Genomic DNA, 26,276 nt, shown 5'->3' with positions numbered 1-26,276 from the left:
ACCTTATATATTATTAGTTGAATGCGAAAATTAAGTATTATACAAGGGCTAATTTAGACCTCAGTGGACACAATGAGCCCTACATATTCATATGAATCAGCTCAAATATCAATGACCTTCAGTTGAGTTCTTCTCGCTATAAGAGTCTCTTGTGGTACTGCTAAATACTTGTCACGGATATGTTCAAAGTAGGGGGTTAAGCTAGGTAAGCTTATCTTAATAGATGACTGCTTCTTACGATTTTCTTTAATCGTCATTTCAATATATTTTTCAGTCTGCATCCAAGGTTTGTTGGGTAGTATATATCCGTGAGCTTTGAGGGTTTTTGACATCGATTCAGCTATTTTCAGACCAGCCAAGTCATAGTCAGCAAAGATATAGCGTTTACAGTCTTTTTGAGCTAAAGCTTTCAATATAGAAGTTATATTTTTATTGTTATGACCTCGATAGGCAAGCACAGTTACTGCGCCAGTCAACCCTTCTACTAGCTTGGCATGCTGCTCATTAAATCTACAAAATGCATTAAAATTCTCTATGATTATAATGTTATCGATATTCCAATCAATGAGGTCGTTAATTTCCACACCTAAATAGGCATTCTCTTGAGTTTGCTTATGCGTGTAGTTGTTTGATACCTTAATAATATGTTCTTCACTACCTAGTAGACGACACTCAAGAAAGCCTTTGGTAGGTGCTTTACTTAATAATTTATCGTTAGTTGTGATAGCTGTGTTATCTACACGGTCTTTACTTTTTAGCTCATTTAAATTGTGTCTGAGTAGGTCTATCCCTGTTTGAGCTTTTACGATCTCTCTAATACGGCCCCAGCCACCCATATTAATGATCACTTTTCCATTTTCTGTGTAGCCAATACTGGGGTCAAAAGACACCAATAATACAAGGATATTGTCAGGGCTTCGATAGGTAGCGAATTTCACCCCCAGTATCATCTTCTCCTTCAAGTAATCAAGTTTACCCGCTGTATTTAAGGATTTTTCTAGGTCTACTTCCATATCTGGTCCTTTGATGGCGACTCTTCGTTTCTATTAAACTTTATATATTTAGCATCGATGACATAGCGTGTGTCGCAAGTATCAGAAAGGTTTAGTGATTTTAAATAAACTTTATAGTTAAATTGACCTTTAGATTTAATGATCCTGTCGTTGATAAAATCACTCTTTGCTACTTTTAAGAACAAGGCTAAAAAGGCTTTGTAGCGTATCTTGCGCTTCAAACCTGACAAATCCCAGTACTCCCTGACAGATAAGGCCTTAGTAAAAGGCATGTCGCAATTATCTGCCATATACTGCATAACAAGCAATTTTTCAGGGGAGGGTGGTGGTTTCTTATGTTCTCGGTCAAACTCCTCATACTCACCTTTATATAAATTATCACTCTTGCGTTTAGGATTTTTGTTGCTAATTTTACTTACCACCGAGAAAAGAAATTCGCTGTCATCTACAGTTTCAATATTGTGCAAAGTGCCAGCCAAAGCCATACCACCAAAAGCTAAGCCTTTATCTACAATATCGTTATATTCAATATCTATCTTTTCAGGAGCAAGTTGATTGTTTCTTAAAGCCTTGCGTAATAGCCAAAGCCTCTTGCTTTTTTTATCTTGCTCTTTTTTTAACTTATCAATTAATATCAGTATTTTTTGTAAGTGGACTCCCATTTCAATATTAAATCTAGAAATAGAATCCGCCAAATACTCATTCAGTATAGCTGCCGCTGGCGTATACTCGCCGTGTAGTTTACGGAGTTCATCGCGACTTAATATCTCTATTTTTTCGAGCTGGAGTTTGATCTTTTTATTTAAACCTTCAAGAATCTGTCTTTTTACCTTAACGTTTGATGTGTTGTTTAGATCAGAGTTGATAACATACTCAATATCAGCCATCTCACGTCCAAGATATTCAGCGATGGAGATGCAGATATCTCGTATATTAGCCAAATGCATCATCTCTTCACTTTCATCTTCAAACGAATCTGACTGTATTTGCGCTAGGGCAACCTCATTACTTATCTGATGTTTAGACAGTTCAATATCGGGAGCAATATTTGCATTACGAGACTTTCTATCCAGACTCTTTAAGATTGCTGTAAAGTTTGAGCCTAGGGTAATGTTATTAGGATTGATACTGATAACACCACTGTCTTGTAATATCTGATACTGTTTATGTTTATCGTTGACCAACTCATAACAGCCATTAGGAGAGTAGGCTTGATAAATCAAATCAGCTTTATCAGTTACAGCTCTACCAAGTGTTCTGATTGTTTCTTCCGATAACCTGAGGCTGACTTTACTCATAACTTAAGCCCTTGCTGCTCAGCAAAGATCTCTTCAGTGGGCTCATCTAATATGTTTTCAGCAATATAATCAAATACATCATATATATAGCCGATTTTTCCTGTTGCTCGATAAATCTTTTTATTGGGCTCAACCAACTTCAGTATTTCGTGCTTCTGGAGTCTTTCTAAAAGAGCAGCTACCTTTTCGTCATTGGGTTTTTTAGAAGCGCCTGTGATCTCAGAAACCTCGTTTAGCATACTTGCAAAATGCTTGTTATTATTTGCTTCTAAAACCAGCTCTGTTTGGCATAGATTTTCACCAACAGTCAATACATTGCCTTCATCGGCTGTTGATAGGCAAGCAATCATTTCTACTATAGGTGCTATGTCATGATAAATTTCATTAAACTGTTTAACCACTGCTCTTCTATCAGAGTCACTAGGTATATTGTTTAAACCAGCATAAACCTCCCCATCACTGAGGGTGACTAGACTGACCCCAAATGGTTGTAGCTGAGACACCATACGATCATAGGCTACTTTGTTATCTCTTAGATGCCTATACGCCTCTGGATAACTCACAGAGCATATAAATTTATTGTTCATTAACAATCTTAGTATTTCATACTCTTTCATTAGGAAAACACTCCAAATTCCTCAAGTTCTGAATCCTGAGTCAACATATACATATCATCCGTTTGAGAGATTGAGTACATATTTCTGGTTTTATTGTGATGGCAGGCAATATTATTAGCGAATAATGGGACAACCTCGTCATCTGGATTCTCAGGAGCGGCGCACATTGCTGATATACCAAGTTTTTGTAGCAAGTTTAATAACTCACGAGTATTTTGCGGATCTAACACGCCAATTTCATCAATAAAGAATTTCAGCTCGACCTCATCGCTCGATGTAGTTGATATAACTGAGAGCAAAGAGATATAAATGATTAGCTGAGCAATACGCATGGTGCCGTTTGACCCCATATCTTTAAATACCTTTGCTCTTTTGGTTTCCTTGATTTCACCGCCGACCTGTTTGATTCTTAGACTGAAACTAAATTGCTCTGACAGTTTGATATTCATCTGGTTTTGACCAATATAGTCTTGCACGAGTTGTAATTTGGAAAGCAGTTCCTGATTAGGCATACGCGTTGTGTCATGGATGTCCTCATTAGCCCATCTTTGATATGCATCAGTGAAGTCAGCCAAGGTGGAATACCATTTGTTTTCTTTGATTCCCGAACTTATAGCTATATGAAGCTCCTCAATGGCTAAAGCTTCTAGTTTTTCACAAACCTCTTTGCATTTGGTATTAATACGCTTCGAAAAATTACTCAAGCTATTATGAGCATCATCTAGCTTTGATTTAAATTCTCTAACTTGGTGAGCGGTGACTCGATACTGGCCAATGAGTGTATCTTTTTTAATTTCATGCTCATTGTGCAAGTAGTCGCTAAACTTTTTAGCTTGTATGTACCAGTTTTCCTGATCAGGTATACTGAGTAAGATACTGTCAGACATTAAGCTCTCAAACATAGACCCATTGGCGGTAAAGGGCTTTCTTATGGCCTTTAGTGCATAAATACCTTTTTCCATATTCTTTTTAGTGTCGCGAACCAAAGATTTGGCATCGTTCAAGACTGCTAAGCTTGCATTATGCAAGTCTTGCAAAGAATTTTCCGTATATTCAGGCTGCAAGGTATGATCCACAACCAAAGCTTTATCAAAAGCGTTACCGGCATTACCTAGACTTTCTTTGATGCTTATTAGATCGATTTGTGCTCTATCAATTCGACCATTAATATCCTTGGCTCTCTCGGCAAGGGATTTGGCATCCTCCTGCTTAGATATCAGAGCTTTATCAGAAGCCGCTTGTTTATCCACTAGCTTAATTGATAGACCATTGCGTTTTTCAAACAGTATAGGTAAATCTCGATATTCTTCATCAATAAACTCGTAATAGTGCTTAACGCGTATTTTGGCTTTTTCAGCAACATCTAACTTTGTGGATAGTTGCTGCACTTTGGCTATAGTTTGGGCTATAACGTTATCATCGTAGCCATTTTCATCAATAGCCCTATCATGACGCTCTTGAGACTGATCAGCTTCAAGTTTCAAGCCTTCAAGTTCTTCAACATATTGTTGCTTTACCGCCTGTTCTCTTTTTTTCTTATCTTCTTCCAGTTGTTCAATAGCCAATTTGTGACGGCTTACTATCTTCTGCTCAGAGATGTTTATTTTGGTATCAACAGTTTCGGAAGCTGATATTTGGTCATTAATTTTATTTTTAATTTCGTTTAATTGGTTCTCAATCCTACTCTTAGCTTCTTCAATTTCGTTTTCAGCTCTTATTTCTAGCTGTTTTTGCGTCGCTTGTTTATTTTCGATATCTTTTTCAGTGTTAACCACATTGGTATTTGCCTTATAGACATCTTCATTGGCTTTTTTCTTAGTAAGCTTGGCTTGATGAATTGTTTTTTCGAGCGATGAGATATTAGTTCTACGTTCTAATATCTCATCCTCTAACACAAGTCTTTGCTCAGTAATACTTTCAAGGGTAAGTAGTTTTTTAGGATTATTAGTAGTGTCTATTTTTGATGTATCAAGATACAGCCCATACAGAGTCTCGATGTCTAATTCTTTAGGTGCAAGCCACTGTGGTGATAGGTCAGAGCGGTTGAATAGGGATGGGTCGATACTTTTTCGTATCTGATTTATCAAAGGCGAAAGCACTTCATCGGCTTCATTTCTCAATAGGAAACTGAGTAATGTGTCATCTTTGAGTAAATCATAGAGGTCATCAATATCAGAGGTCTTATCAGAGATATCGTTTAATAAGCGTTCATGCTCTCTTTGTAGTTTTTCATATTCCTTACTGGCCTCATCTAGATATTTTTCAGCTGTTCTTTGATTTTTTATGTCCTGATTAAGTTGAGTTTTAGCATTGTCTAAATTTATCTTTAAGCTCTCCATTTCCTTGGCAAGCTCGAGGCTACATTTAACATTTTTTAATTCTGATTCCAGGTTATTCTTATCGATAATAAGCTGGGTATGTTTTTCCTTGATGGCACTAGACTTGATTTCGTACTCTTTTTTAATAAGGTTAAGCTTAGCAGCCTTATCATCACCTAGGTTTGAAAGAGACTCGTAGTAACCTGTTTTAATCTGCTGTAGCATTAACGCTTGTTGAGAAACTAAACCATTTTTTTTAGACTCTATTTGCTTCAAGTCTTTAGCAAGTTGCTCTTTAATGTTTTCAATGACTTTAGTGGCATCTTCCTCGTTTTTGCGTAGAGCTTTGAGTAGCTCATTCTCGTGCTTTATTTGTTCTTCAAGTGACGAGACCTCTCTAATCATATTTTGTAATATGGCCAATGGTTGATGATGTCCAGGTACACCCTCTTCAAAATCTCGTTTCGCTCTTTCAAGCTTCAATATCTTAGAGCTCAGATCATCAATTTCATTCTGCAACTGGCCTTTTTCTTTATCCCAAGCAATTTTAATCTTGGTAATTGCTTGCTCTAGGGCTTCAACTTTTAATTTGAGATCATCTTCAATGGTTTTATTTTCTGCAATCTTTGTATCAAAGGCTTTGACTAAGCCTCTGAGCGTTTTAACTATTATCGATAGGGCGTTTTGATTAGAGGCATTTTGCTCAACATACTGGCCTAGTTCGTTAAACTTACTTCTAAGTTGCTCAACCTCATTCCATGAATTGCGATCTGAAAGCCACTTATTGGTATCAACCCCTTGAGAATCTATAGAAATCTCATTATTCTGAACTTTATTTTCTGTCTTCATTGCTTCAACCAAAAACTCACATATTTGATCAAACTCAATTTTACTTTTTAGAATATTGCTAGCGATTAAGGAAAACCCGTAGAAGCTACCTCTACCGACAGCCAGTGAGTAATCAGGACGAAGCGCATTGATAGTTTGTAGAGCTTTAGATGAACGAATAGAGGCTTTTAAGCGTCTATTAGGACAATTAGATATGATAGCCTCGTAAGCCAGCTGCTTGATATTATTTGAGACGTTAAAACCTTGATATTCGATTATGCCTTTAACTTCTTCAAACTGCCTAAATCTTCGCTGATTGGTAGCATCTTTTGTGACAAACCAGGTTTCATTGTATCCAGCATTGATAAAGTTGAAAATTTGTTGCCCCTCACTGCTCCGCCTCAGGATCACACATTTTTTTTCGCCCTGTCTTCTGTATTCATAAACCAAGTAACTGTCATCATAAGGAAGATAAAAGTCAATAAAGCTTTTAACCGCTTCATTCTTTTTAGAAACCTCACTCAATCTAGTGCCAAAAAAAGGAATGACTGCTCCCATCAGGGTAGTTTTGCCTGCGCTATTGCGCCCCGTAATGATTGTGTTATCACCAACTTCAATAAGGTGGCTTTGACCTTTAGGGTAACTGTTGATTAATGCGACACGTAGAAGCTTATTGATATCTTTTATAACTGGTTTCGTATTGTCTTCGTTTGCTATGCTTAAGGCTTCATCCGTTTTCAGCATCTTTAATCCTTTCTATAATATATAAAACCAAGTTTTAAATTCTTGAGTTATTTCAGTCTACTTCATTTCACTTTTATTATGAGTGTCTACAATCATATCAATATTATCGTATTATTAAGTGCTTTAGGCATCAGCTCTTATTAATAACTCAACAATATACGACAACTGTTGTCGCATTACTTTCTAATTTATTATTAGAGTTATTAAAAAAGCCAAATACACTTAGTATTTGGCCTTAGTATGAGGAACTTATACTAGATTTGGTTCTTTGTGTTTTACACTAATTCAAATCATTGATTGTGATTGAGTAGTTAGTACTTTGAGCGCTTCCTAGAGTGGCATAACCCACTTGTCCAATAGCCTGCTGCGGTTTGTAAGGGTTAAACAGCTCATCGAGAGTGTAATGAAAACCACAATCCTCTATTCCAAACACGTAATCAAAAAATACTTTTGCCATAGCAGACTGGGGGTGACTAGCGTCACGATAAGACTTGTTAGGATACCAACTACCACTAGATATCTTACTGAAAACCCGTTCGATATTACCTGAAATAGAGTTTGATGCATGCTTTCTAGTAATATTCGGTTTTTGCACGAAGGCAGCAGCACTTTCAACCGCTTTATAGATTATATAGTGCATAACAGATACAGAACATTCAGCTAAACAAGCTCTAAGTAAGCTAATGAGCTTTTCACCAATAGGCGGTGCCAAGTTGTTTAGTTTTGCCCTAGTAATCAAGTAGCTTAGGCACTCTCCTAGCTGTATTTGCTGACACCACATCTCAAACTGAGTATTGCTGACTAAAGCACTAGTATTCTTTTTGGATTTAGCATCTACTATTATCTTAGTCAGGTCATTAGTGTCATAAGCAAACTCAAAAGTTGCCTGATAATAATCAATCTCTAATTCTTGCTCTTTATTAACACTAATATATTCATAGCTCTCTTCAGGAGCCAATAAAAGCAGATTTAGCTTGAAAAGATGGTGAAGTATTTTTTCATCTAATCCAAAGAACGGTGATAAAAATAGTGATATATTATCGCGCAGAGAGATCGTAGTTTTTAGATTTTCTGCGCCTAAGCTTTCTATCGTTGTAGCAAGTAAAAGCTTATCTACTTCATTAAGCTCAGTTATTGGCGGGACCTCAGTTAATTGAGTACCTCTGTAATCATTAATATACTGGAGAGCCGCTTGTTTTCGTTCTTCTTCTAAACGCTTTTGTTCAAGCCGATACTCTAGATACTCTTGTTCTCTTCTTTCTTGAAGCACTTTCCAACAACTGTCACAACGCCAACTATCAGGTTTTAATTGAGTCAGCTGTGAACGAGTATAGCAAACCTTAGTTTTACTACATTCTATGCATTGGCAGTCTAGTACAACAAGATGAGCATTTGCTTTAACAATACTGGGTATGTCTTGATGTTTAAGGCCAAACTCCTGACCTATCTCTTTACAAGTATATATATAGCCACTTCGTTTATCGCTCTCACGTAACCAGTACTTCTCACAGACAAGCTTATTAAGCTCTGTAATACCTGGCTGATACTCTAGTTTTGTTTTCATACTCACCTCATAATACCGACTATATCCCGTGGATATTATAGTTGACTACTGTGAGTATTGCTATTTTTAGCAGTGGTTAATGAGATGACGACAGATGAGCGCATCATAGCTTTTGGAAAGCGTGTTCGTGAAGTACGAAGAAATAAAGGAATATCTCAGGAAAAACTGGCTGAATTAGCAGGAATCGATAGAAGCTATATGGGAAATATTGAGCGTGGTGAGAAGAACATCACGCTCAAAAAGGCCTATGAGATCTGTGAGGCTTTAGGAGTTGACATAAATGATCTAGTTTAATAGTCCGAGATCATCCTAGTTATCGTCATTTTCAACATTGTTTACTAACTGCTGCCAATCATCGGTAATTTGCTTCCAATCAACATCTCTTTGTATCTCTTCACCTTTAGAATTTTTACCTGTCCATACGTCCCAATAATCTGGATCATTTGATTTTGGGCGATGGCCTTCTGGTAAATGATTCATTTCAACTAAAACTGGTAGCTCAGAAGCCCATCCTAGTAAAAACGCATTTCTTGAAGGCAACCCTGGTAAATCTCGCAACAAACCTCTTAAGTTGTCAGGAACAAGCTTGTGTACCAACTCTTGATCTCTTTCATTACTGATTCGGTGTAAGAGAAAACTATTACATTGAGATAATACAGTTGGAGATAACTCACTTGGACGTTGTGAGGACAAAACCATGCCAAGACCAAATTTTCGTCCCTCACGAGCTATCTTTTCAAATACTTTGCAACATATTTCAGCAGAGCCATGATACTCACTATCATCTTTATAACGTTTTACAAATGTATGAGCCTCTTCCATGACTAACACCGTGGGAAGTGTTTTTCCATTATTTAGTTTACGATATCTTTGTAAAGACTCTAACGTTATCCGAGCAATAACAGCAGTTAAAACATGAATAATATCAGCGGGTACTAAAGATAAGTCTATAACTGTCACCGAACCATTTGAGGCTTGGTTATCTCCGATATACTTTGCTAGCCATTCACGTAACTCTATACTTGTATCACTTGAAATAGACTTCATTCTAGTATCTGAAAGAATTGAACGTACTCTCATCAGTAGAGTCTCAACATGATCTGTTACTTTCAAAAGTTCAGCATTTGCCTCAATACTCCTAAGAAGCTGATCACCTTCAAATTTTCTAGGAATGTCTGCATCGATTGGTAAAACGTCAGTAGATTGACCCCCAAATACACTATGAGTATCAGCTAGAATACGTAATAAAGAATCTAACTCATCAATTGTAAATATGGACGGCCACTCACCTGGATGACTACAAACTAGCTGATCAATATGACTTTTAAGTCTTTGTTGGGCAATTTTCTCCTGTCCACTAAATGATTCATCAACTCTTATAGTTTCAGCCAGACGAATCAGTTTATCCTTAAAGCCTTTTGCGGGACCGCCACCACTATAAGGAGCACCTTTATTTTTATCAATATTAATTATTGACATTAAGTTGCGAAGATACCTACGCATCTCCTGACTAGCGGTTAAACCTTCTTGGAAAACGCCCTCTCGAACGTTTCTTAATGATTGTATTAATGTTGGACGCTGTGTCTTTGCACTTGCTTGAGTAAATGCACACCATTCGGCACTATTCCAGAACCACAATGGTACTTTTAAAGCCTCTGACGCACTTTCTTCTATGCTGCTTTCAGTATAGTCTGATGTAGAAGCATCAACTTTAAAAATCTTAGCTGTGGTTAAGTCCTCAAAGGTTTTTGCATACTCACCATTAGGATCTAACACAATAAATCTTGCATTAGGTTCATTATCGTCAGTTCTAGCCTTTTTAGCAGCATCAAGTGACCAACGAATTAAACCAGCTACAGAACAAGACTTACCACTGCCTGTATTACCTAACACCGCTAAATGTCTACCAAACAATCTGTCAGGATCAATCATTACTTTCGCATCATTAGCTAAAGGGCTTGTACCTATCAAAACTCGTCTATTTGCTCCTGATTCAATGATGTCTCTGAGCTGGCTTTTGGTAGGCAGCAGTACAGGCACACCAACACTTGGATAACCTTTTACACCACGTACGAATTTATAATGTTCATTACCACAACTATCTGTTTCGTCAAAAATCAAACATCCTAAAGGGTTTAAACTCATTTTTCTTAAAGGATAAGGTAAGTCTATAAGACCAAAATCCTGCAATCCTCGTCTCTTCGGGTATTGTGATCGTTCAATTGTTATCCATTCTACTTGACCCACAAGATAGCCTGAATCACTTGGAATAAGCATATACCCGTTAACTCTTGGAAATGGGCGAGGCGTACCAGTATTCAAAGCTGTTCCATCGGGAGCTTCAATATCAATAAGTACCTTGATTTGATCTGGAGATACAAAATCAACAGTACCAACTCTCAATGACTCTGCGTAAGCAACTGGAGATATTGACATTACGAACTCCTCATAACTGGACCAATTGAATCTAACTCAACATCTGAAGGTTTTTCTTCTTTTACATTTGGCAACCGCTGTTTAAGAAGTTCTGTCATGCGAGAAGTAGTTTTATCAATGGCTGCTTTTGGCAGATAATACTGAGTTAAATTTTTTATATCAGCCAGTTCGGGACCTATTAGCAAACTAATTTGTGAATGGCGACCCCATTCATCATATAGTTTCATGATTCGACCCAAAGGATCGTCAAAGGAAATAATAACAAGATGAGTAGACGGAATAGTTAACATATCTCTAATTACACGATTGATATGTTCATCTCCAAAGCTATAACCATAGGTGACCAAAGTACTATTTGGACGACAAACAGCCGATGCTAAATCACGGAATAACTCAACATATGGATAATTTGCTGTTTCTTGATCTTTAGCTGCATTAGGAAAAATCATCATTTTATGAGCTGTCATATCAGGAAATCCTGCTACATCAAGATATGGCATTACAGATGATGCTCCAAATGGTAATCCTAATCTTCTAATATCATTACCATATTGTAGCCAGTCAATGGAACCATGTAGTTTTGAAAACCTCACTACTCCTTCTAGATATCTGGGTTCACCACGTATTCCAGGAGGATTATAATGCAGATCTATATCTAATCTAGATGATCTAAATATAGGAGAAATACTGCCTATAAATCGGTCAATTAAATGGATACCTGCAATTTCTGCACCCGTTTCAAGAAGTCGGTCATAATTTGTAGTGAATATATTTAAACGATCTCGCACTCCAGTTCGACTTGCAAAGCTCATTAGAAAAGTAACCAAAGTATTAAATGCCAACTCACGATTATGCTCCTGAGCTGTAGCGATACCTTGTTCACTTTTAAGTATAGAGTCAGCAAACTTCTGCAATCCTTTTTCAAGTTCCTCCTTTAATGCTGAAGCCTTATCATCATTAAGTACCTCCAGACCTCTAAGCAACTCATTAGCCACACGTAACTGGTCTTCAATATTACCTTCTTCACGTCCTGAGGCTTCCGAAGATTTCTTAGCAGCCTCATCTATCTCTTCCCCATAAGTTTCCAAGTCTAGTTTAGACATACCTGCAGCAGAGGCATTGACAGCGATATAATGAATAGCATGCGTTATCCCTGCACCAGCGAGTAATGAAAGATGTTCAGATTGAAATAAAGCAGTAAGCCAAGGTTCAATACGAGACCGCAAATCTTTATGATTGAATTCTTTAGACCCGTTGAGCCAAGGAGCTTCAGACTGTGGATCAGGTATAAATTTAACTTTTTGATTATTCTTGCTAATAGTAGATTCAGCTTCTATAACATCTGAACTTTTTTTGAAATAAGTTGGTTTATAATCATCTCTTACTTTAATGATATTTCCGTATTCAGTCATAAAAATCCTTTTAATCAAATGCTGTAGACTCAAGTTTATAGAATAACACTTAAATATTCATAAAGATAAAAAACGAGATTTTTATCTATTTGACTTAAACTTATACTCGGTTAAGTCAATTGATTCAAGGCTTGCTTAATATTATCCCTTATTAAGTCATCTTGAAACTTTGTGCTAAAACTCATGCTAAGTCCGTCTGCTTCCATCTGATTGAAGAACCGTTCAGCATGCTTAATTTTTCGGTTTTTTTCTGCTCTCAGGCGATGCAGTGTCTTTGGTTTCAATAATTAAATTGAGCGTTTGGCTTTTATCAATTTCAACGACATAAGAAAAGTCAGATGAATACGTGCCACTATCTGATATTGCTACTCTAATGGAGTTTTTAGGGATTTTGCTTAATACAGTTACGTGTTTAATTTGCTCCATGATACTCTGTATTTCTAAGCGAGAGTCAGTATTGAGGCTTATGCTATACTTCATTTCTTAAAACGGACTGGTGCGTAGAAATGGCAAAGAAAGAAGCAAAAACAGATTTATGGGTTCACAGTTTATTGAAAGAAGCAGATATGGAACTTGAACCCCAAGGTAGCACTATTCTTGAAATCGATCTTGCCTTAAAAACTGCCTCTAAAAGTGGTTCTGGGAAAGTAGGTTTTCCAGAGTTTGTTGGAGTCGTGAAAGATTTCATCCTTGTTTTTGAGAACAAGGCTGATGTTTCTAAGCATGTAAAGCTTGACTCAAAAGGTCTGATTAGTACGACAGTTAAGGATATTAAAGATTTTGCTGTTAATGGAGCTCTCTTTTACGGTCAACATTTAGCTCAAAACACGTCTTACAAGAAGGTCATCGCTTTTGGTATCTCTGGAGATGAAAAGAAACATAAAATCAGTCCGTATTTTATTGATGAAACCGAATATTACCGTGAGTTACCAGAAGTTGAATCTTTTATCTCATTCAATGAAAAAAATATTATTGAATACTATACAAGAGAAGTGCTACAAGAGGATACTGACCAAGAAAAGGAGCTAGCTGAGATATTACGTGATGCCTCAGAGTTACATGAAGATTTGAGAAATTACGGAAACCTAAAAGATATCGACAAGCCGCTAATTGTCTCAGGTATTTTATTGGCTCTTAGAGAAGCGGAATTCGGCGGTTTTGATGTCACTTTCTTAGCTGGAGATGAAATTGACACGGATGGCGAGAAAATATACGGTGCTATTGAAAAGAACCTAAAGCGTTCAAAGGTTGCTCCTGATGTTAAAAGAGATAAAATTCTTAGCCAGTTCTCAATCATTAAAGACACACAAATCCTAAATGAAATAAATAATACGCTTAATAAAACCCCTCTTAAGCATTTCACCGAATTTTTGCATGAAAAAATTTATAAAAGCATTAAATATACAAGCTCTTCTGAAGACTATTTAGGACGCTTTTATGGTGAGTTTATGTCTTACTCTGGCGGTGATGGGCAGACGCTAGGAATCGTGTTAACTCCCAAACATATTACCGACCTATTCTGTGATCTGGTTGATATTAAGCCGAATGATACTGTGCTCGATCCCTGTGCAGGAACGGCAGGATTTTTAATAGCTGCCATGCATTACATGCTTGCACAAACAGAAAACGATAATCTTAAGAAAAATATCCGCCAAAAACAATTGCACGGTTTTGAGTTGCAACCCTACATGTTCACCATTGCTACAACCAATATGATCTTAAGAGGTGATGGTAAAAGCAATTTAATTAACCATAACTTTCTAAACGAAGACCCTAATAAACTACAATTAAAGGGCGCTACCGTAGGAATGATGAATCCGCCTTACTCACAAGGCTCAAAGAAAAATCCAGATTTGTATGAAATAGCTTTTACAGAACATTTACTGAACTCATTGGTCGATGGCGGTCGTGCGATTGTGATTATTCCACAATCTTCTTTAACGGGAAAATCTAAAGAAGAAAACTCAATAAAGGCGAATATTCTCAAGAAACATACTTTGGAGGGCGTAATTTCACTCAATAAGGATACATTCTATGGTGTGGGAACTATTCCATGTATCGCAATTTTTACTGCTGGTGAACCGCACCCAGAGGACAAAGAGTGTAAGTTTATTGATTTTAGAGAAGACGGGTTTAAAGTGAGTCCTCATATTGGGTTGATCGAAACAGAGCAAGCTAAGGATAAGAAGCAACACCTTTTAGATGTCTGGTTTGACCGAATAGAAGCGGAAAGTAAATTCTGTGTAAAAACAGCAATTGAAGCAGACGATGAGTGGCTTCACAGCTTTTATTATTTCAATGATGAACTCCCAACTGATGCTGATTTTGAAAAAACCATAGGCGATTATCTGACATTTGAGTTCTCTATGATTATGCAAAATCGAGAATATCTATTTAAATCTGACGATTCGAAGGAGGCTTGATATGTCATTAAGCCTTAAAGATGTTGAATGGCACGAGTTTTTTATCGAGGACTTTGCTGTAATAAAATCTGGTGTCAGGTTAACCAAGGCAGATATGTCATCAGGTTTTAAACCATTTATTGGGGCAACTGACTCAAATAATGGGATTACAAATTTTGTGTCAGATACAAACCGTTCTGAAGACGCAAATGTTTTGGGAGTTAATTACAACGGCAGTGTTGTTGAGAACTTTTACCATCCATATACAGCCATTTTCTCTGATGATGTTAAGCGATTGTCGCTAAAGCAAGTAGATGGTAATAAATACCATTACTTGTCGTTAAAAAGTGCAATCTTAATGCAAAAGGGAAAATATCAATATGGTTACAAGTTCAATGAAAAACGCTTAAGCCGTCAAAAGGTTATGCTGCCATCGCTGAATCAAGGCGAGTTAAACTGGCAGTTCATGGAAAACTATACAAAAACCTTACTTGATAGGAAAAAAGCTAAGTATGTTGAGTTTTGCCGAAAAGAATTGGCAAAGCTAAAACCCCAAAATATTGTAAAGCTTGAAAATAAAGAATGGCACGAGTTTTTCTTAAAAGATATTTTTAAAATTGTTCAGCGTGGTAAGCGTCTCACTAAAGCCAATCAGATAGAAGGGCATCATCCTTATGTCTCTTCAACCTCCTTGAATAACGGTGTTAACGATTTCATTGGGAATGAAGATGGCATTCGTATATTCTCAAATTGTTTAACAGTCGCAAACAGTGGAAGCGTTGGTGCAAGCTTTTATCAACCATACAAATTTGTTGCAAGTGATCATGTGACCCATTTGCAGAATGATCAGTTTGACCGCTTTATTTACCTTTTTATAGCGACTTTAACTAACAGGTTGTCTGATAAATACAATTTTAACAGAGAGATCAACGACAAGCGCATTTCAAGAGATAAAGTCATGTTACCTGTTAAAGAAGATCATCGCCCAGATTTTGAGTATATGGGGCAGTATATGATGAACCTGGAATATCTTAAGCGAAAGCAATATCTTGACTATATTCAAAGTGAAAAATGAGAAGGGTCTTATTATTAGTCTGATATAGCGAAATACTGAAAGCTATTGAAGGTCTTCGCAGTTGTAATTGATACTAAGTCATGGAGATTCACATAGTGAAAAGTACGGGTCACCATATAGGATACGAAGCATCTTTATCAGTTTCTGACGGTTATACAGGACTGCATGGTAGAGATGAGTATAACGCTGCTATTATGCATATTTTTGATTTGATAAAAGTTTCATATACCTTATTAATGACTGACAGTGCAGCACCTTCGCTATTTTTATCTATTACCGTATTCGAAGAAATCGCTAAAGTTCATTCTGGTCACATGCGCTCAAGAGGAGAGCTGGAAACGAAACAGATAGTGAAAAGGTCAAAGGATCCTTTATTTAATCATAGCAAAAAGCATAGGATCTCTATAGACCCTTTATTTCTTTCTTCTGAGCGTTTACATCATAGTATTGGTAAAGAGAGAGTTGAAGAAATAATCACGAATTATGAAATAGGGACATACTCATCTCTTAGAGAAAAAGCTTTATATTTTAGTCGAAATAATGAGGGCTTGCATATACCTTCTAAATTCATAAGCATTAATTTATCAGCTGAACACCTACTGATAGCTATTGAGCTATTTGGTGAATTATTTTGGGGTATGACGGCTGTTGCTTCTATAGCAAGTGATGAAACTGATGAGATTTTTTTAAGAGTGACAAAAATACTCATTCAATGAAAATTATATAATTATGCTCGTTTTTTATATTAAGCATCCGCAATCATTCAGCCAAACCTAGAACTGTATCCAATCGCTTTTGCCATCGTATAAAATCGTCACTACTTTCAGTAAGTTCGAGCATACTTTTAGGATGGTTCAAGGTGTACACATCGTCAAATTTTTTTAAATAACTGGCCTTAGGCCAACGCAGTGATCTCTTAACAACTAAGCTCAGAAACTCATCCATATGATCGTCCCAGTAATCTAAATCATTGATTTTTATTATTAAGGTCGATATTGGCTTAGAGTTGTCAGTAGTATCTATCTCTAAAATGACGAACTGAGAAGTGTCAGTTTTGACTCTTACTTCAAGTAAAGACCGTCTATTGCCGTCCATCGTTCTATGTAGCCTAGAGCGCCCAACAGCAGGTAAAAAATGTAGTTTTTCAGTACAGTCAGTCTTAGGTCGTTCTGATAGCCTCTTGATTAGTAGCTTAAAGGCTTCAAATCGTTGCATATACAGTTCTAAAACATCGCTGTCATCATCAAGCCCAGAGAAGTCCGCTTGGCATGCTGTGCCGTCAATCGTGGCCTCATCTGTAGCAAGATCTAGTTCTACTAACTCTTCATAATCTTCAGTCTCTGCTCCTTGTGCGCCTGGAACTCTTTTTTTGACAACTTTTCGAGTTTCTATTGGAGTTGCAAAGCTAAAGGAAGTTGTTGGCACCTCTATCGTTTTCGGTTTAGTGTCAATATCTGCTTCTTGCTGATCATCAATAGTATCACTACTTACTGAACCATTTGGCTTAGCTACGTTACTTGTACCGCCGCCTCTCGTACCAGCTTTGAATTTCTCACTATAAAATGGCACTTTTTTGGGCAAAGAGGAGAGAATATTACTGATCCCTATAATTTCATGAACATAGTAATTGCCAGTATCCTTGTGCATCCAACCTCTAGTGTCTAGTGAGAGATTATCAAGCCGTGGCGGACTAAATTTAAAGCACCATGTTTTCTTGTCTTCAGTTTCCTGAACTTCTTCAATAAAATTTTTGGCAATACTTTCATAGGAAGAACGCGCATTTTCATCTATTAGTATCCAAGCCAGTAAGCGTCTCTGTCCTTCGTGATCAAAAGTTTTTAAAGGTAGAGAGCTTATAGGCAAAACATTTACCAATACTGAATCATCTGGCATGTCTTGAATCCAAAACTCTCTACTGAGTAATCCGTGATCAATACAGTTTCGAGCAAGATAGGCATTATGAAAAAATAACACTCGTGCAAACTCAATCTGAGGTATATGGACCGTTACTGTTGACTCATCTGGTCTGATATAGTCAAACACAAAGGTATTACCGCCGCTTTCTGAATCAATGCCTACTTGCCAATTAGCAGTAGAGACATTACTCAAAACAAATGGGTAGCCACCTTTACGAGACTGCCCATCTGAAGGGTTTATGACTCTTCTTTTCGCGAGAGCTGGTAGATTTGATAGTCTAGTATGTAATATTTGATTTTGGCTAGTGCTTGTTACGTATAGCTCAAGATTCCATGTCTTCAAGTGTTTAAACTTGAAAATATTAGCAACGTACATTATTTTCGAGTCTTCAGGGAAACCTTTAGCGATCATATACTCACCTTGTTTATTCGCATATTTGTAATACTGTATGCATGCTCTAGAAACCTACTAGACTCAGGAGTAATTCGCTCATCACTCAATTTAGCCAGTCGTAATATCTCCCAGCGCTGTAAAGTTTGATTGTTCGATATACTATCAATTAATACCTGGCTTAACCGTCTTATTTGATAGTTACTAACGTCTTCACTATATCTGTCCAAAAATGCTGAGACTAAAGGTAGCTTATCTTGATTCTTCTCAATCATTGAGACTGAATCAGTTTGATTCATCCACCACTTTTTTGATTTACGAGGTAATGTTAAGTCGAAACATGTGTGATCGTTTATTTTGATCAAAGACCTCACAAACTCGCTATCTCGCTTTTGCCAATCTACAGTGAATCCTTTAGGTATGTGACGTTGATGGTAGTTTTTGTTTGTATTCATAAACCATGTCTTATCGTTACGATATAGCCATGCATAAAGAGCTTTATTAACTTTTCTAGCACCTTTGATAGACTGGTTTTCTTTAATCAAGTCTAACCATAGGTTTCGATTTGACTTTACCAATTCACTATCAGGCTTTATGGTATTTTTCGCTTTTGTAATTTTACCAGATAGGGTAGTTTTCTGGCTTTTCACCTGCATTATTATTTCTTCAAAAGTCCATTCTTGCTTCAATAATGAACTAATAGCGATAATATGTTCAAGATAACTGAACGATTTACGATGTTTACGAAAAATACCGCGAAGCCAACCTGTTTCACTGTTAAGTCTATGAAGATTGTTCGTTTCCAAAAACTCTAATGACCATCTGTTTTCCACCTTTTCTAGTATACGAAGATGATCGATATGTTTAGACCCTCTTATACAGTTACTAGATCGAGCTAAACCGTGATAAAAAGCAGTCCACTGCTCAAAAGTCGGAGAAGATTGTTCAGCTAAGGATAAAAGCTCAGATATTTTAGAAATGAGGAACCTATTATCTTCATTGATACTTCCTTGTGGATTTATATTACAGTTATGTGGAGTAGGGGCAATAAAATCATGACGGGAGTTAGGACGATATTCAACTGAAGAATCCGCTAATGATCCATGCTTGCTACAACAAGTTATGCCTGGAATTTGCCACATACGTGACCAATACCATTCACCATAATCTTTAAACTGCTCATTAAAACATTGTGGGCAGTAACGGATATATTTTACTGAGGGCAGTCTTGATGCATTACTCCCTATTGCTAAGTGAATAGCGCCTTGCGAATAATTAGCCATCCATCTCAAACATTCTTGTCGCCTAGACTCAGGGATAAAAGGAGCATACAAAGGAAAAAGCGTATGCTGGTATGCAATATAATTCAGATTAAAACGGTTATGAGGATAGTGATTCGCTATTTTAGATAAATGGCATGGCAAATCAACAGTTGCAACTACTCCTCTATCTTCAAAAACATCATTTAATAACTGCTTTGGACTAATCAATCCAGCTCGAATCTTATACCTAGCAACTGTGCTATAGATCAATTCTTGAGGGTATGGCATAGGAAGATTAATCATACTAACTCACCTTAGGTAGCCAGTCGTTAATATCAAATATTAGCGATGTAGAATCTTTTAAGTGCTCATAAAATGAATTATCTTTTTCCTTTTGAGTGAACTGATAACGTAAATCTTCAGAATCAAGCGTATGCCAATCCTTTGGTTTGATATAATTCGATTTCTTTGTACGATTAATCGTTTGAGAGTCATCTTTTAAATTGCTGTTTCCAACTTTAACCTCTTTCGACCATTCTAAAATAATAGACATCAACTCGGGCATAGAGGCTTCAGGTAGCTCAGAAACTGCCTTTTTAACTGTAGGAACTAGTACAGGGGAGTCTTTCCCCATATCGACTAACATACGATGTAATCTAATGCTTAGTTCGCACCCCTGATATTCTGATACCTCATCGAACTCAGACTTCTTTTGATGTAGCTTACTTTGAAGCTGCAATAGCTTTTTATCAATGTCGGGTACTACTAGATCTGAAAACTCGGCAATTTTATCTGATCTACCAGATTGTAAGGCTTCTATCATAGGATGGATGGGTCTTAGATCTTCATCATAAGTGGTCTGCAGTAGTTTAACCGTAATACGCTCTATCCCTGAATCTATGGCTCTGAGTTGAGCTAGTACAAAAAGCTTAACTACGATATCTAAAATGCCTTGTGATAGATCATACCAACGATTTCTTACATCATCAGACAAGATAATATCTGCTTTTTTCAACCATTGATACTTCCACAAATTATCCGTAAACCTGTTCCATTCAGATTTGTATATTTTACCATCTGCTAAAACTATATTTGGTTCTTGTGCCATCTGCTCCCAAAAAATTGAGCCAAAACCTGCTCCACGTCGAGCTGATCTTAGGTCTCCTTCAAATATAAATCTAGCTTTTGGTGTTCCAACCATAACGACAGGAAGACCTACCGTATTTACTAGCGTCACAAAAAAATTTAACATTTTCTCAGCACCGCCAGATTTATTAACACTGAGATGCTGTATTTCGTCTATTACTAACAGTCCGATAGCATGATGATTAGATATCTGACGCATCAAATTCAATAAAGTTTCAATACTATGTCGTTTTAGCGCATACTTTTTTTCATAATTAGAGTCTAAAGCTTGGTCGATTGCTCTAAAAAAATGAAGACATAGGCTTTTAAGTGAACCATCATGTGGACAATCTACTCTTAGGTAGACAATTTGAGTAAAGTTCAAGTCTGAATGATAAATGACTTGAGGGTAGGTCGATAGAATTTTATTAAGGGTAGTCGTTTTACCACTACCTGAGCAGCCTATAAATGCCAAGCTACGTGCTGTAGAAGTCGCTGTAGGAAACCTAATCACATCGTCCTCACCAGACATTAAACGCTCATAGCCATTTTGAAGATGAGTATTTAAAGAGCCGTCTTTAGGATTGCGTCCAACATACCCTTCACGAATCATTATTGATAACTTCTTCTCAAGATCAATATGACGGTTGATAGGCTGAAAAAACAAACCCATCATTTGAGATATCAAATGTGCTCTAATAGAAGAGGAAGCCTGACAGTCAGAATGATTGAGCTTTATACTACCTTTAAGTTTTTTGACCACTTGTTCTGGTTCTAGAATGTCAGGCAGTGCCTCAATAAAGGGGTTCCCTTTGTAAGAACCAAAGCTTTCTTTATAAACTGCATTAATCATTACTGTCTCCAACATTCTGTAATCAGTCATCTTCAGATAAAATATCATGATAAACTGGGAACTTAAGCGCTAGCTCTTCATCATCCAGTTCACTTTGACTTCTCGTGCTTTTTTTGGTCGTAGGCAGTTGAATTAACTCACCTTTTTTAAACTTGCTTTTCTGCCTGTCCTGTCGCTCCTCATCTTTAGCTAACCTTTTGTTATCATTGATATTAGCTAACTGAGCTGACTTGCTTTTAAATGCCGTTGGTTTAGCCTTCATAGCTTCTTTTATGATTTTTTCATTTTCTCGTTCAAGGGTTTCTAATGCGAAACTACTTTTAAGCTCTTGATTGGCAGCTGTTTTTTTCTGCTCTTCTTGTATTTGCCACACCTCCCAAAAACTACAGCCCTTAAACTCTCTTGATCTATCGGATAAATGGGCTTTCCAATAATTGAGGCTACCTTGTTCATAAAAGATAAAAATTGTATTTGCATCTAAAGGATCGTAAGCAACTTTAATCGATTTAGGTCTATTGATTGTGTTTTTCCGATGAAGCCAGCCTTTTTCTCTTATTTCAGCACAAATATAGTAATTACCAAAGAGCTTGATACCTAAATCTGAAATGCTGGCTTTTTTTTGAGGTAATAGCGCTATGTATAAAGCATCCGCTGAGACAGCACGAAGCCTACCTGTTCGATGTTGTAACCCCCACTTCCATAATTCAATAGGAACTAGAGGTAAGTCAGATGGCATATCACTATCTCTATCATAGTGACTTAATTGATGAGCATTGTTATGCATCAAAATTGAATTAATAAGAATTTTTTTTAAATCTGAAATTGTCAAAGCAGCATCTAATCGGTAGTCGTTGCCACCTTTTTTCTTCTCTTTAACCCCTGTGACTACTCCTGGCGCAAATGGTTTGAACTTTGCCTGCATGGTTTTAAAGTAACGCTCCACAATAGGCTTTAAGTCGCCACGATAAGGAGGGGTATTCTCTACTCGAACTGAAAAGCTTTTTTCCAAGGTCTCAATTTGATGACCTAGTAATTCTCCACGATCTGCGAGAATTGCATCTGGCAAGCCTATACATGGCCAATCGTCAGCTGTGATATTAATACCATTATTTTTACAGTAACTTTGTTTATCCGCTACTGCCATCTCTAAGGCTTGAATACTCGTGGCATAGGAAGGGTCTTCAAATCCAATATAAAAACCTGCTACCATGCGGCTAAACACATCTGTAACGAAGTAAATAACTGGACGACCTACAATACTCTGCCTATCTGAATCAGATACTAGATAAATATCTGCAATAGTAGCGTCGATCTCATAGCGTGAACCAGGACCAAGAACTTGAGTGTTAACAGTCGAGCTTAACTGTCTCACATCTTTGCTATAACTGATTTTATTATATCTGGCTTTGAGTTTTTGAACGGAAGTAAAGTTCTTGTCATAAAAGTATTTAAATTGCCAGATACTAGGAAAGTCCTCTTCTTTAACATCTGGATTTAAAGAGCGATACATTGTTTTAAATTTTCGGTAAGCATAGACGACTGTATGCTTGCTATCGTTTAATAAGTACTTATTTATAGTAATTGAGAAGAGCCTTTCTACATCTTCATTAATAACGGCAGTAACCCCTTCCTTATAGAGCCTAGGCCTACCTAGCTCTTTATCTTTAGCAATACGCTTTTTTCCTTTCGCTCCAGAATTCTTATAGTTCGGAAGTAGAGCATTAGGTACTTGGCCTTTTTGCCAATATCTACGAAGTAACCGATATAGCGTTTGCTTTGTACTTCTTTTAGAGTCAACAATCTCATTAATGAACTTTGCACGTTCCTCTGGAAGGTAATATAAAGGGTGACTTACAATAGGCTTAATAAGCTCATAACTCTCATCTCGTTTTAACTGAGCTTTACTGCCATCTTTTGGAGTTTGTAACAGTAAACTCTGATGAGGGTCGTCAGTGATATAACACACACCCTCTTCAATCAGACTTACTAGATCCTTAATAAGTACAAGTTCAGGCAATGCGGATGTACGATCAATCTCAATCCAAACAACTTGCTCTGGTAAAAGGCTTAGTATTCTATACGTTGAACCTTGATTACTATAGACATCATTGATTCGCAACATATCCAAGCTCCTCAGTCATCAAGTCCCAATAATGAGAGTTACTTATTTGAATGTCGCTACACTTTAGCTTTCTGAAGTCTATGCGAAGGTCGAATGTGAAGAACCTCAGCCCTAATAGCGTTCTCAACTCATTAAGCGAACCGCCTACCTCACTGAAATATGCAGTATCAATATCTTTGCACACAGCGATAATGCTTTTTTCAGGATATTTGGTAAATTCCTTAGCGTAAAAATTCAGACTGTCTTGAGTATCAACTGACCTATTTAGAGTAGTTTCTGGATATAGCCATTTAATGTTATTTTGAACGGCTATAGGTATGTCTTTTTCAGTGATTATCTGCCACGAAATGCCTTTAGAGTGCCAGTATCGACGCTCTATCTCTAGTTTCTCTAGAGTTCTGGGCTTCATTAGATCTTTTGAATATTTTGCCTGCAAAACAAATTGGCTAAGCTCTTTATCAGAGCTCACAACATAAAAGTCTGATGTCATAACATGAGTATTGCCTCTAATAGCAGGATGCTTTACTTGCATATTCTCTGCAATCTGAAGGGTTTCATCAAATTTAAGAGGAAATTGCTCTCGAATATCTATTATTTCTTGACTCCATTCAAGAAATAGAAATGTTGCTAGCTCTAAATCAGACATTAAATGGTGAGTACGTCTTGTTTTGTGACCGAAAACCCTATGGGAGCGACCTGACGACGATATATCAGATATTTTTATCCAAGGTTTGTACTCGGCAAACTCCCCCTGACCTCTACCTTCTTTAAGCCACTTTTCTTGTTTTTTTGAAAGCATAAAAAACCCCTGCTAAAGTTATATAAACTTTAGCAGGGGGTAATAGCGGAGTCAACAGTATGATACTTTATTACTCAGTATGAATCTTTATTACTTAGTATGATACTTTATTACTCGCGTACATTGATAATAAAATCAAATACTTATATTACTCAACAGTCACTGATTTAGCAAGGTTACGCGGCTGATCGACGTCTGTACCGCGCATTACGGCGACATGATATGACAACAGCTGTACGGGTACGCTATAGACGATAGGGGCAAGCGTTTCACAAACATCGGGCACATAGACCACATGTAATCTGTCTTCTGCGACCATTTGACTAGATTCGCTGGCAAAAACGAACAGCTCACCATGACGCGCGTGTACCTCTTGCATATTGGCTTTCAGCTTATCAAACATGCTGTCTTTTGGCGCTAGTACGACGATGGGCATGTCTTTATCGACCAAGGCCAATGGACCGTGTTTCAGCTCGCCTGCCGCATAACCTTCAGCGTGGATATAAGAGATTTCTTTCAGCTTTAACGCGCCTTCTAGCGCTATTGGAAACTGCAAACCACGACCTAAGAACAGGCAGCTCTTTTTATACTCAAAATGCTCACTCATGGCTTTGATAGGCGCATCGAGGTTTAAGCTGGCATGTAGTTGACCACGTAGCTCTTGCAATTTACCAAGCAAGGTACTCAGGTTTTCGCCAGTCATGCGCTCCTGAACGACACCCACTTTTAAGACCAATAGCATTAAAGCGGCGAGCTGAGTGGTGAATGCTTTGGTAGAAGCAACACCAATCTCGGGACCAGCAAGCGTTGGTAAAAAGATATCCGTCTCACGTACCAAAGACGATGTCGGTACGTTGCATAATGCTAAGCTAACTAGACCTGCTGGCGTGTGCTTTTGAATATCACGTAGCGCCGATAACGTGTCTGCCGTTTCGCCAGATTGAGAAATACAAATGACGAGTGTGTTGTCGATGACAACAGGATTGCGATAGCGAAATTCACTAGCGACTTCAACGGAACAAGGCACACGAATCAAGCTCTCAAACCAATATTTTGCGACCAAGCCTGAGTGGTAACTGGTACCACAAGCGATGACTTGGACATGCTTAATGCCTTTTAATTGCGCTTCATGACGCTGTAAAAAATCATCGCGCAGTTTAGACGGCTCATCGCTATCTACAGCCATCTCAACAGTACGGGCAACCGCGTCTGGCTGCTCATAGATTTCCTTGAGCATATAATGCTTAAACTCACCTTTATCCGCATTGTGCTGTGCCGCATCAATTTCATGTATCTGACGTTTTACTTCGACACCATCGGCATAAACCTGAATGCTACTGCGCGTCAATTTGGCGATATCACCTTCTTCTAAGTACATAAAGCGATTGGTGACCGGTAGTAGGGCTAATTGATCAGAAGCAATAAAATTCTCACCGATACCCACACCAATCACCAGTGGAGAGCCCAAACGAACAGTAATCAGCTCTTCTGGGCAGTCGATATGCAAAATACCAAGGGCAAATGCGCCATGTAATAACGGAATAACGGCACGAACCGCTTCTAGTAAATCAGGCGTTGTTTTGTAGATATCATTGATTAGATGGGCGACGACTTCGGTATCGGTCTGCGACGTAAATACGTAACCTTTAGCAATCAATTCTTCTTTTAACTCGGCATAGTTTTCAACGATACCATTATGTACCACAGCAATCTTGCCCGATACATGCGGATGGGCATTACGCTGTGCCGGCTCGCCATGGGTGGCCCAACGTGTATGCGCAATACCAATATGACCATCGAAAAATTCAGGATTAACTGCCACAGCATCGACCAATGCTTGCACTTTACCCACTTGGCGCTCGCGATGGAGTTCGCCATCACGAATGACGGTCAGACCGGCAGAATCATAACCACGGTATTCTAGACGCTTAAGACCCTCAAGTAAGATACTAGCGATATTACGCTCAGCGACTGCTCCAACGATTCCACACATAACTATTCCTTAAATTCGATGTTTCATGTTTTGATTTTTAAAGGCTTCAATGTTTCAATGCTTAACCGCTCAAATGCTTTGAGAGGCGATAATGTTCAGTCAATAAAT

Annotated in this window: 18 protein-coding genes; 4 read left to right on the top strand and 14 right to left on the bottom strand. The window is 37.6% G+C overall.

Annotated features, from left to right (window positions below; genetic code table 11):
• Positions 1–101: 101 nt before the first annotated feature.
• The 5 genes from AK822_RS13790 to AK822_RS13770 form a co-directional block, all read right to left on the bottom strand.
• Positions 102–1,013 (bottom strand): DUF7281 domain-containing protein, encoded by a 912-nt coding sequence (locus tag AK822_RS13790; RefSeq protein WP_060492041.1) that lies wholly within the window; start codon positions 1,011–1,013, stop codon positions 102–104.
• A complete protein-coding gene (locus tag AK822_RS13785) occupies positions 1,004–2,311 on the bottom strand; it encodes a hypothetical protein (protein ID WP_060492040.1) in 1,308 nt (435 codons plus the stop codon). Before AK822_RS13785 ends, AK822_RS13790 begins: the two co-directional genes overlap by 10 nt.
• On the bottom strand, positions 2,308–2,928 hold the full coding sequence (locus AK822_RS13780) for a hypothetical protein (protein WP_060492039.1): 621 nt from the start codon (positions 2,926–2,928) through the stop codon (positions 2,308–2,310). The genes AK822_RS13785 and AK822_RS13780 overlap by 4 nt, the downstream gene beginning before the upstream one ends.
• Positions 2,928–6,818, bottom strand: a complete 3,891-nt coding sequence (locus AK822_RS13775) for an ATP-binding protein (protein WP_060492038.1) — start codon at positions 6,816–6,818, stop codon at positions 2,928–2,930. The genes AK822_RS13780 and AK822_RS13775 overlap by 1 nt, the downstream gene beginning before the upstream one ends.
• Positions 6,819–7,098: 280 nt before the next feature.
• The gene (locus AK822_RS13770) at positions 7,099–8,382 is read right to left on the bottom strand and encodes a hypothetical protein (protein ID WP_060492037.1); all 1,284 of its coding nucleotides are present in this window, start codon (positions 8,380–8,382) and stop codon (positions 7,099–7,101) included.
• Between the two features lie 84 nt (positions 8,383–8,466).
• Between AK822_RS13770 and AK822_RS13765 the strand changes: the two genes are divergently transcribed.
• Positions 8,467–8,676, top strand: coding sequence for a helix-turn-helix domain-containing protein (locus AK822_RS13765; RefSeq protein WP_060492036.1), 210 nt, complete (start codon positions 8,467–8,469; stop codon positions 8,674–8,676).
• A 15-nt stretch (positions 8,677–8,691) separates the two neighbouring features.
• Here the strand turns inward: AK822_RS13765 and AK822_RS13760 are convergent, their stop codons facing one another.
• The 3 genes from AK822_RS13760 to AK822_RS13750 form a co-directional block, all read right to left on the bottom strand.
• Positions 8,692–10,818 (bottom strand): ATP-binding protein, encoded by a 2,127-nt coding sequence (locus AK822_RS13760; RefSeq protein WP_060492035.1) that lies wholly within the window; start codon positions 10,816–10,818, stop codon positions 8,692–8,694.
• A complete protein-coding gene (locus tag AK822_RS13755; protein ID WP_087945661.1) occupies positions 10,818–12,230 on the bottom strand; it encodes an SIR2 family protein in 1,413 nt (470 codons plus the stop codon). Before AK822_RS13755 ends, AK822_RS13760 begins: the two co-directional genes overlap by 1 nt.
• 231 nt (positions 12,231–12,461) lie before the next feature.
• Complete coding sequence (locus tag AK822_RS13750) at positions 12,462–12,710, bottom strand: restriction endonuclease (RefSeq protein ID WP_157292429.1); 249 nt, start codon at positions 12,708–12,710, stop codon at positions 12,462–12,464.
• A gap of 26 nt (positions 12,711–12,736) precedes the next feature.
• On the opposite strand from AK822_RS13750, the gene AK822_RS13745 reads away from it, so the two are divergent.
• From AK822_RS13745 to AK822_RS13735, 3 genes are all read left to right on the top strand, one after another.
• Positions 12,737–14,653, top strand: coding sequence for an HsdM family class I SAM-dependent methyltransferase (locus tag AK822_RS13745; RefSeq protein ID WP_060492033.1), 1,917 nt, complete (start codon positions 12,737–12,739; stop codon positions 14,651–14,653).
• A 1-nt stretch (position 14,654) separates the two neighbouring features.
• Positions 14,655–15,707: a restriction endonuclease subunit S gene (locus AK822_RS15220; protein ID WP_060492032.1), complete on the top strand. Its 1,053-nt coding sequence runs from the start codon at positions 14,655–14,657 to the stop codon at positions 15,705–15,707.
• Between the two features lie 95 nt (positions 15,708–15,802).
• The gene (locus AK822_RS13735) at positions 15,803–16,423 is read left to right on the top strand and encodes an AbiV family abortive infection protein (RefSeq protein WP_157292427.1); all 621 of its coding nucleotides are present in this window, start codon (positions 15,803–15,805) and stop codon (positions 16,421–16,423) included.
• A 43-nt stretch (positions 16,424–16,466) separates the two neighbouring features.
• On the opposite strand, the gene AK822_RS13730 is transcribed toward AK822_RS13735, so the two are convergent.
• The 6 genes from AK822_RS13730 to glmS form a co-directional block, all read right to left on the bottom strand.
• Complete coding sequence (locus AK822_RS13730; RefSeq protein WP_060492030.1) at positions 16,467–18,035, bottom strand: Tn7-like element transposition protein TnsE; 1,569 nt, start codon at positions 18,033–18,035, stop codon at positions 16,467–16,469.
• A complete protein-coding gene (locus AK822_RS13725; RefSeq protein WP_060492029.1) occupies positions 18,032–19,579 on the bottom strand; it encodes a TnsD family Tn7-like transposition protein in 1,548 nt (515 codons plus the stop codon). The genes AK822_RS13730 and AK822_RS13725 overlap by 4 nt, the downstream gene beginning before the upstream one ends.
• 1 nt (position 19,580) lies before the next feature.
• A complete protein-coding gene (locus tag AK822_RS13720; protein ID WP_060492028.1) occupies positions 19,581–21,254 on the bottom strand; it encodes an AAA family ATPase in 1,674 nt (557 codons plus the stop codon).
• A 22-nt stretch (positions 21,255–21,276) separates the two neighbouring features.
• The gene (locus tag AK822_RS13715; RefSeq protein ID WP_060492027.1) at positions 21,277–23,376 is read right to left on the bottom strand and encodes a Mu transposase C-terminal domain-containing protein; all 2,100 of its coding nucleotides are present in this window, start codon (positions 23,374–23,376) and stop codon (positions 21,277–21,279) included.
• Positions 23,360–24,175, bottom strand: coding sequence for a heteromeric transposase endonuclease subunit TnsA (locus AK822_RS13710; protein WP_060492026.1), 816 nt, complete (start codon positions 24,173–24,175; stop codon positions 23,360–23,362). Before AK822_RS13710 ends, AK822_RS13715 begins: the two co-directional genes overlap by 17 nt.
• A 148-nt stretch (positions 24,176–24,323) precedes the next feature.
• On the bottom strand, positions 24,324–26,168 hold the full coding sequence (gene glmS / locus AK822_RS13705; RefSeq protein WP_060492025.1) for a glutamine--fructose-6-phosphate transaminase (isomerizing): 1,845 nt from the start codon (positions 26,166–26,168) through the stop codon (positions 24,324–24,326).
• Positions 26,169–26,276 lie beyond the last annotated feature (108 nt).

Origin of the sequence: Psychrobacter sp. P11F6, from assembly GCF_001435295.1 — a bacterium.
Classification (GTDB): domain Bacteria; phylum Pseudomonadota; class Gammaproteobacteria; order Pseudomonadales; family Moraxellaceae; genus Psychrobacter.
The sequence above is the reverse complement of the archived record's forward strand: the minus strand, read 5'-3'. Positions and strand labels throughout refer to the sequence as shown.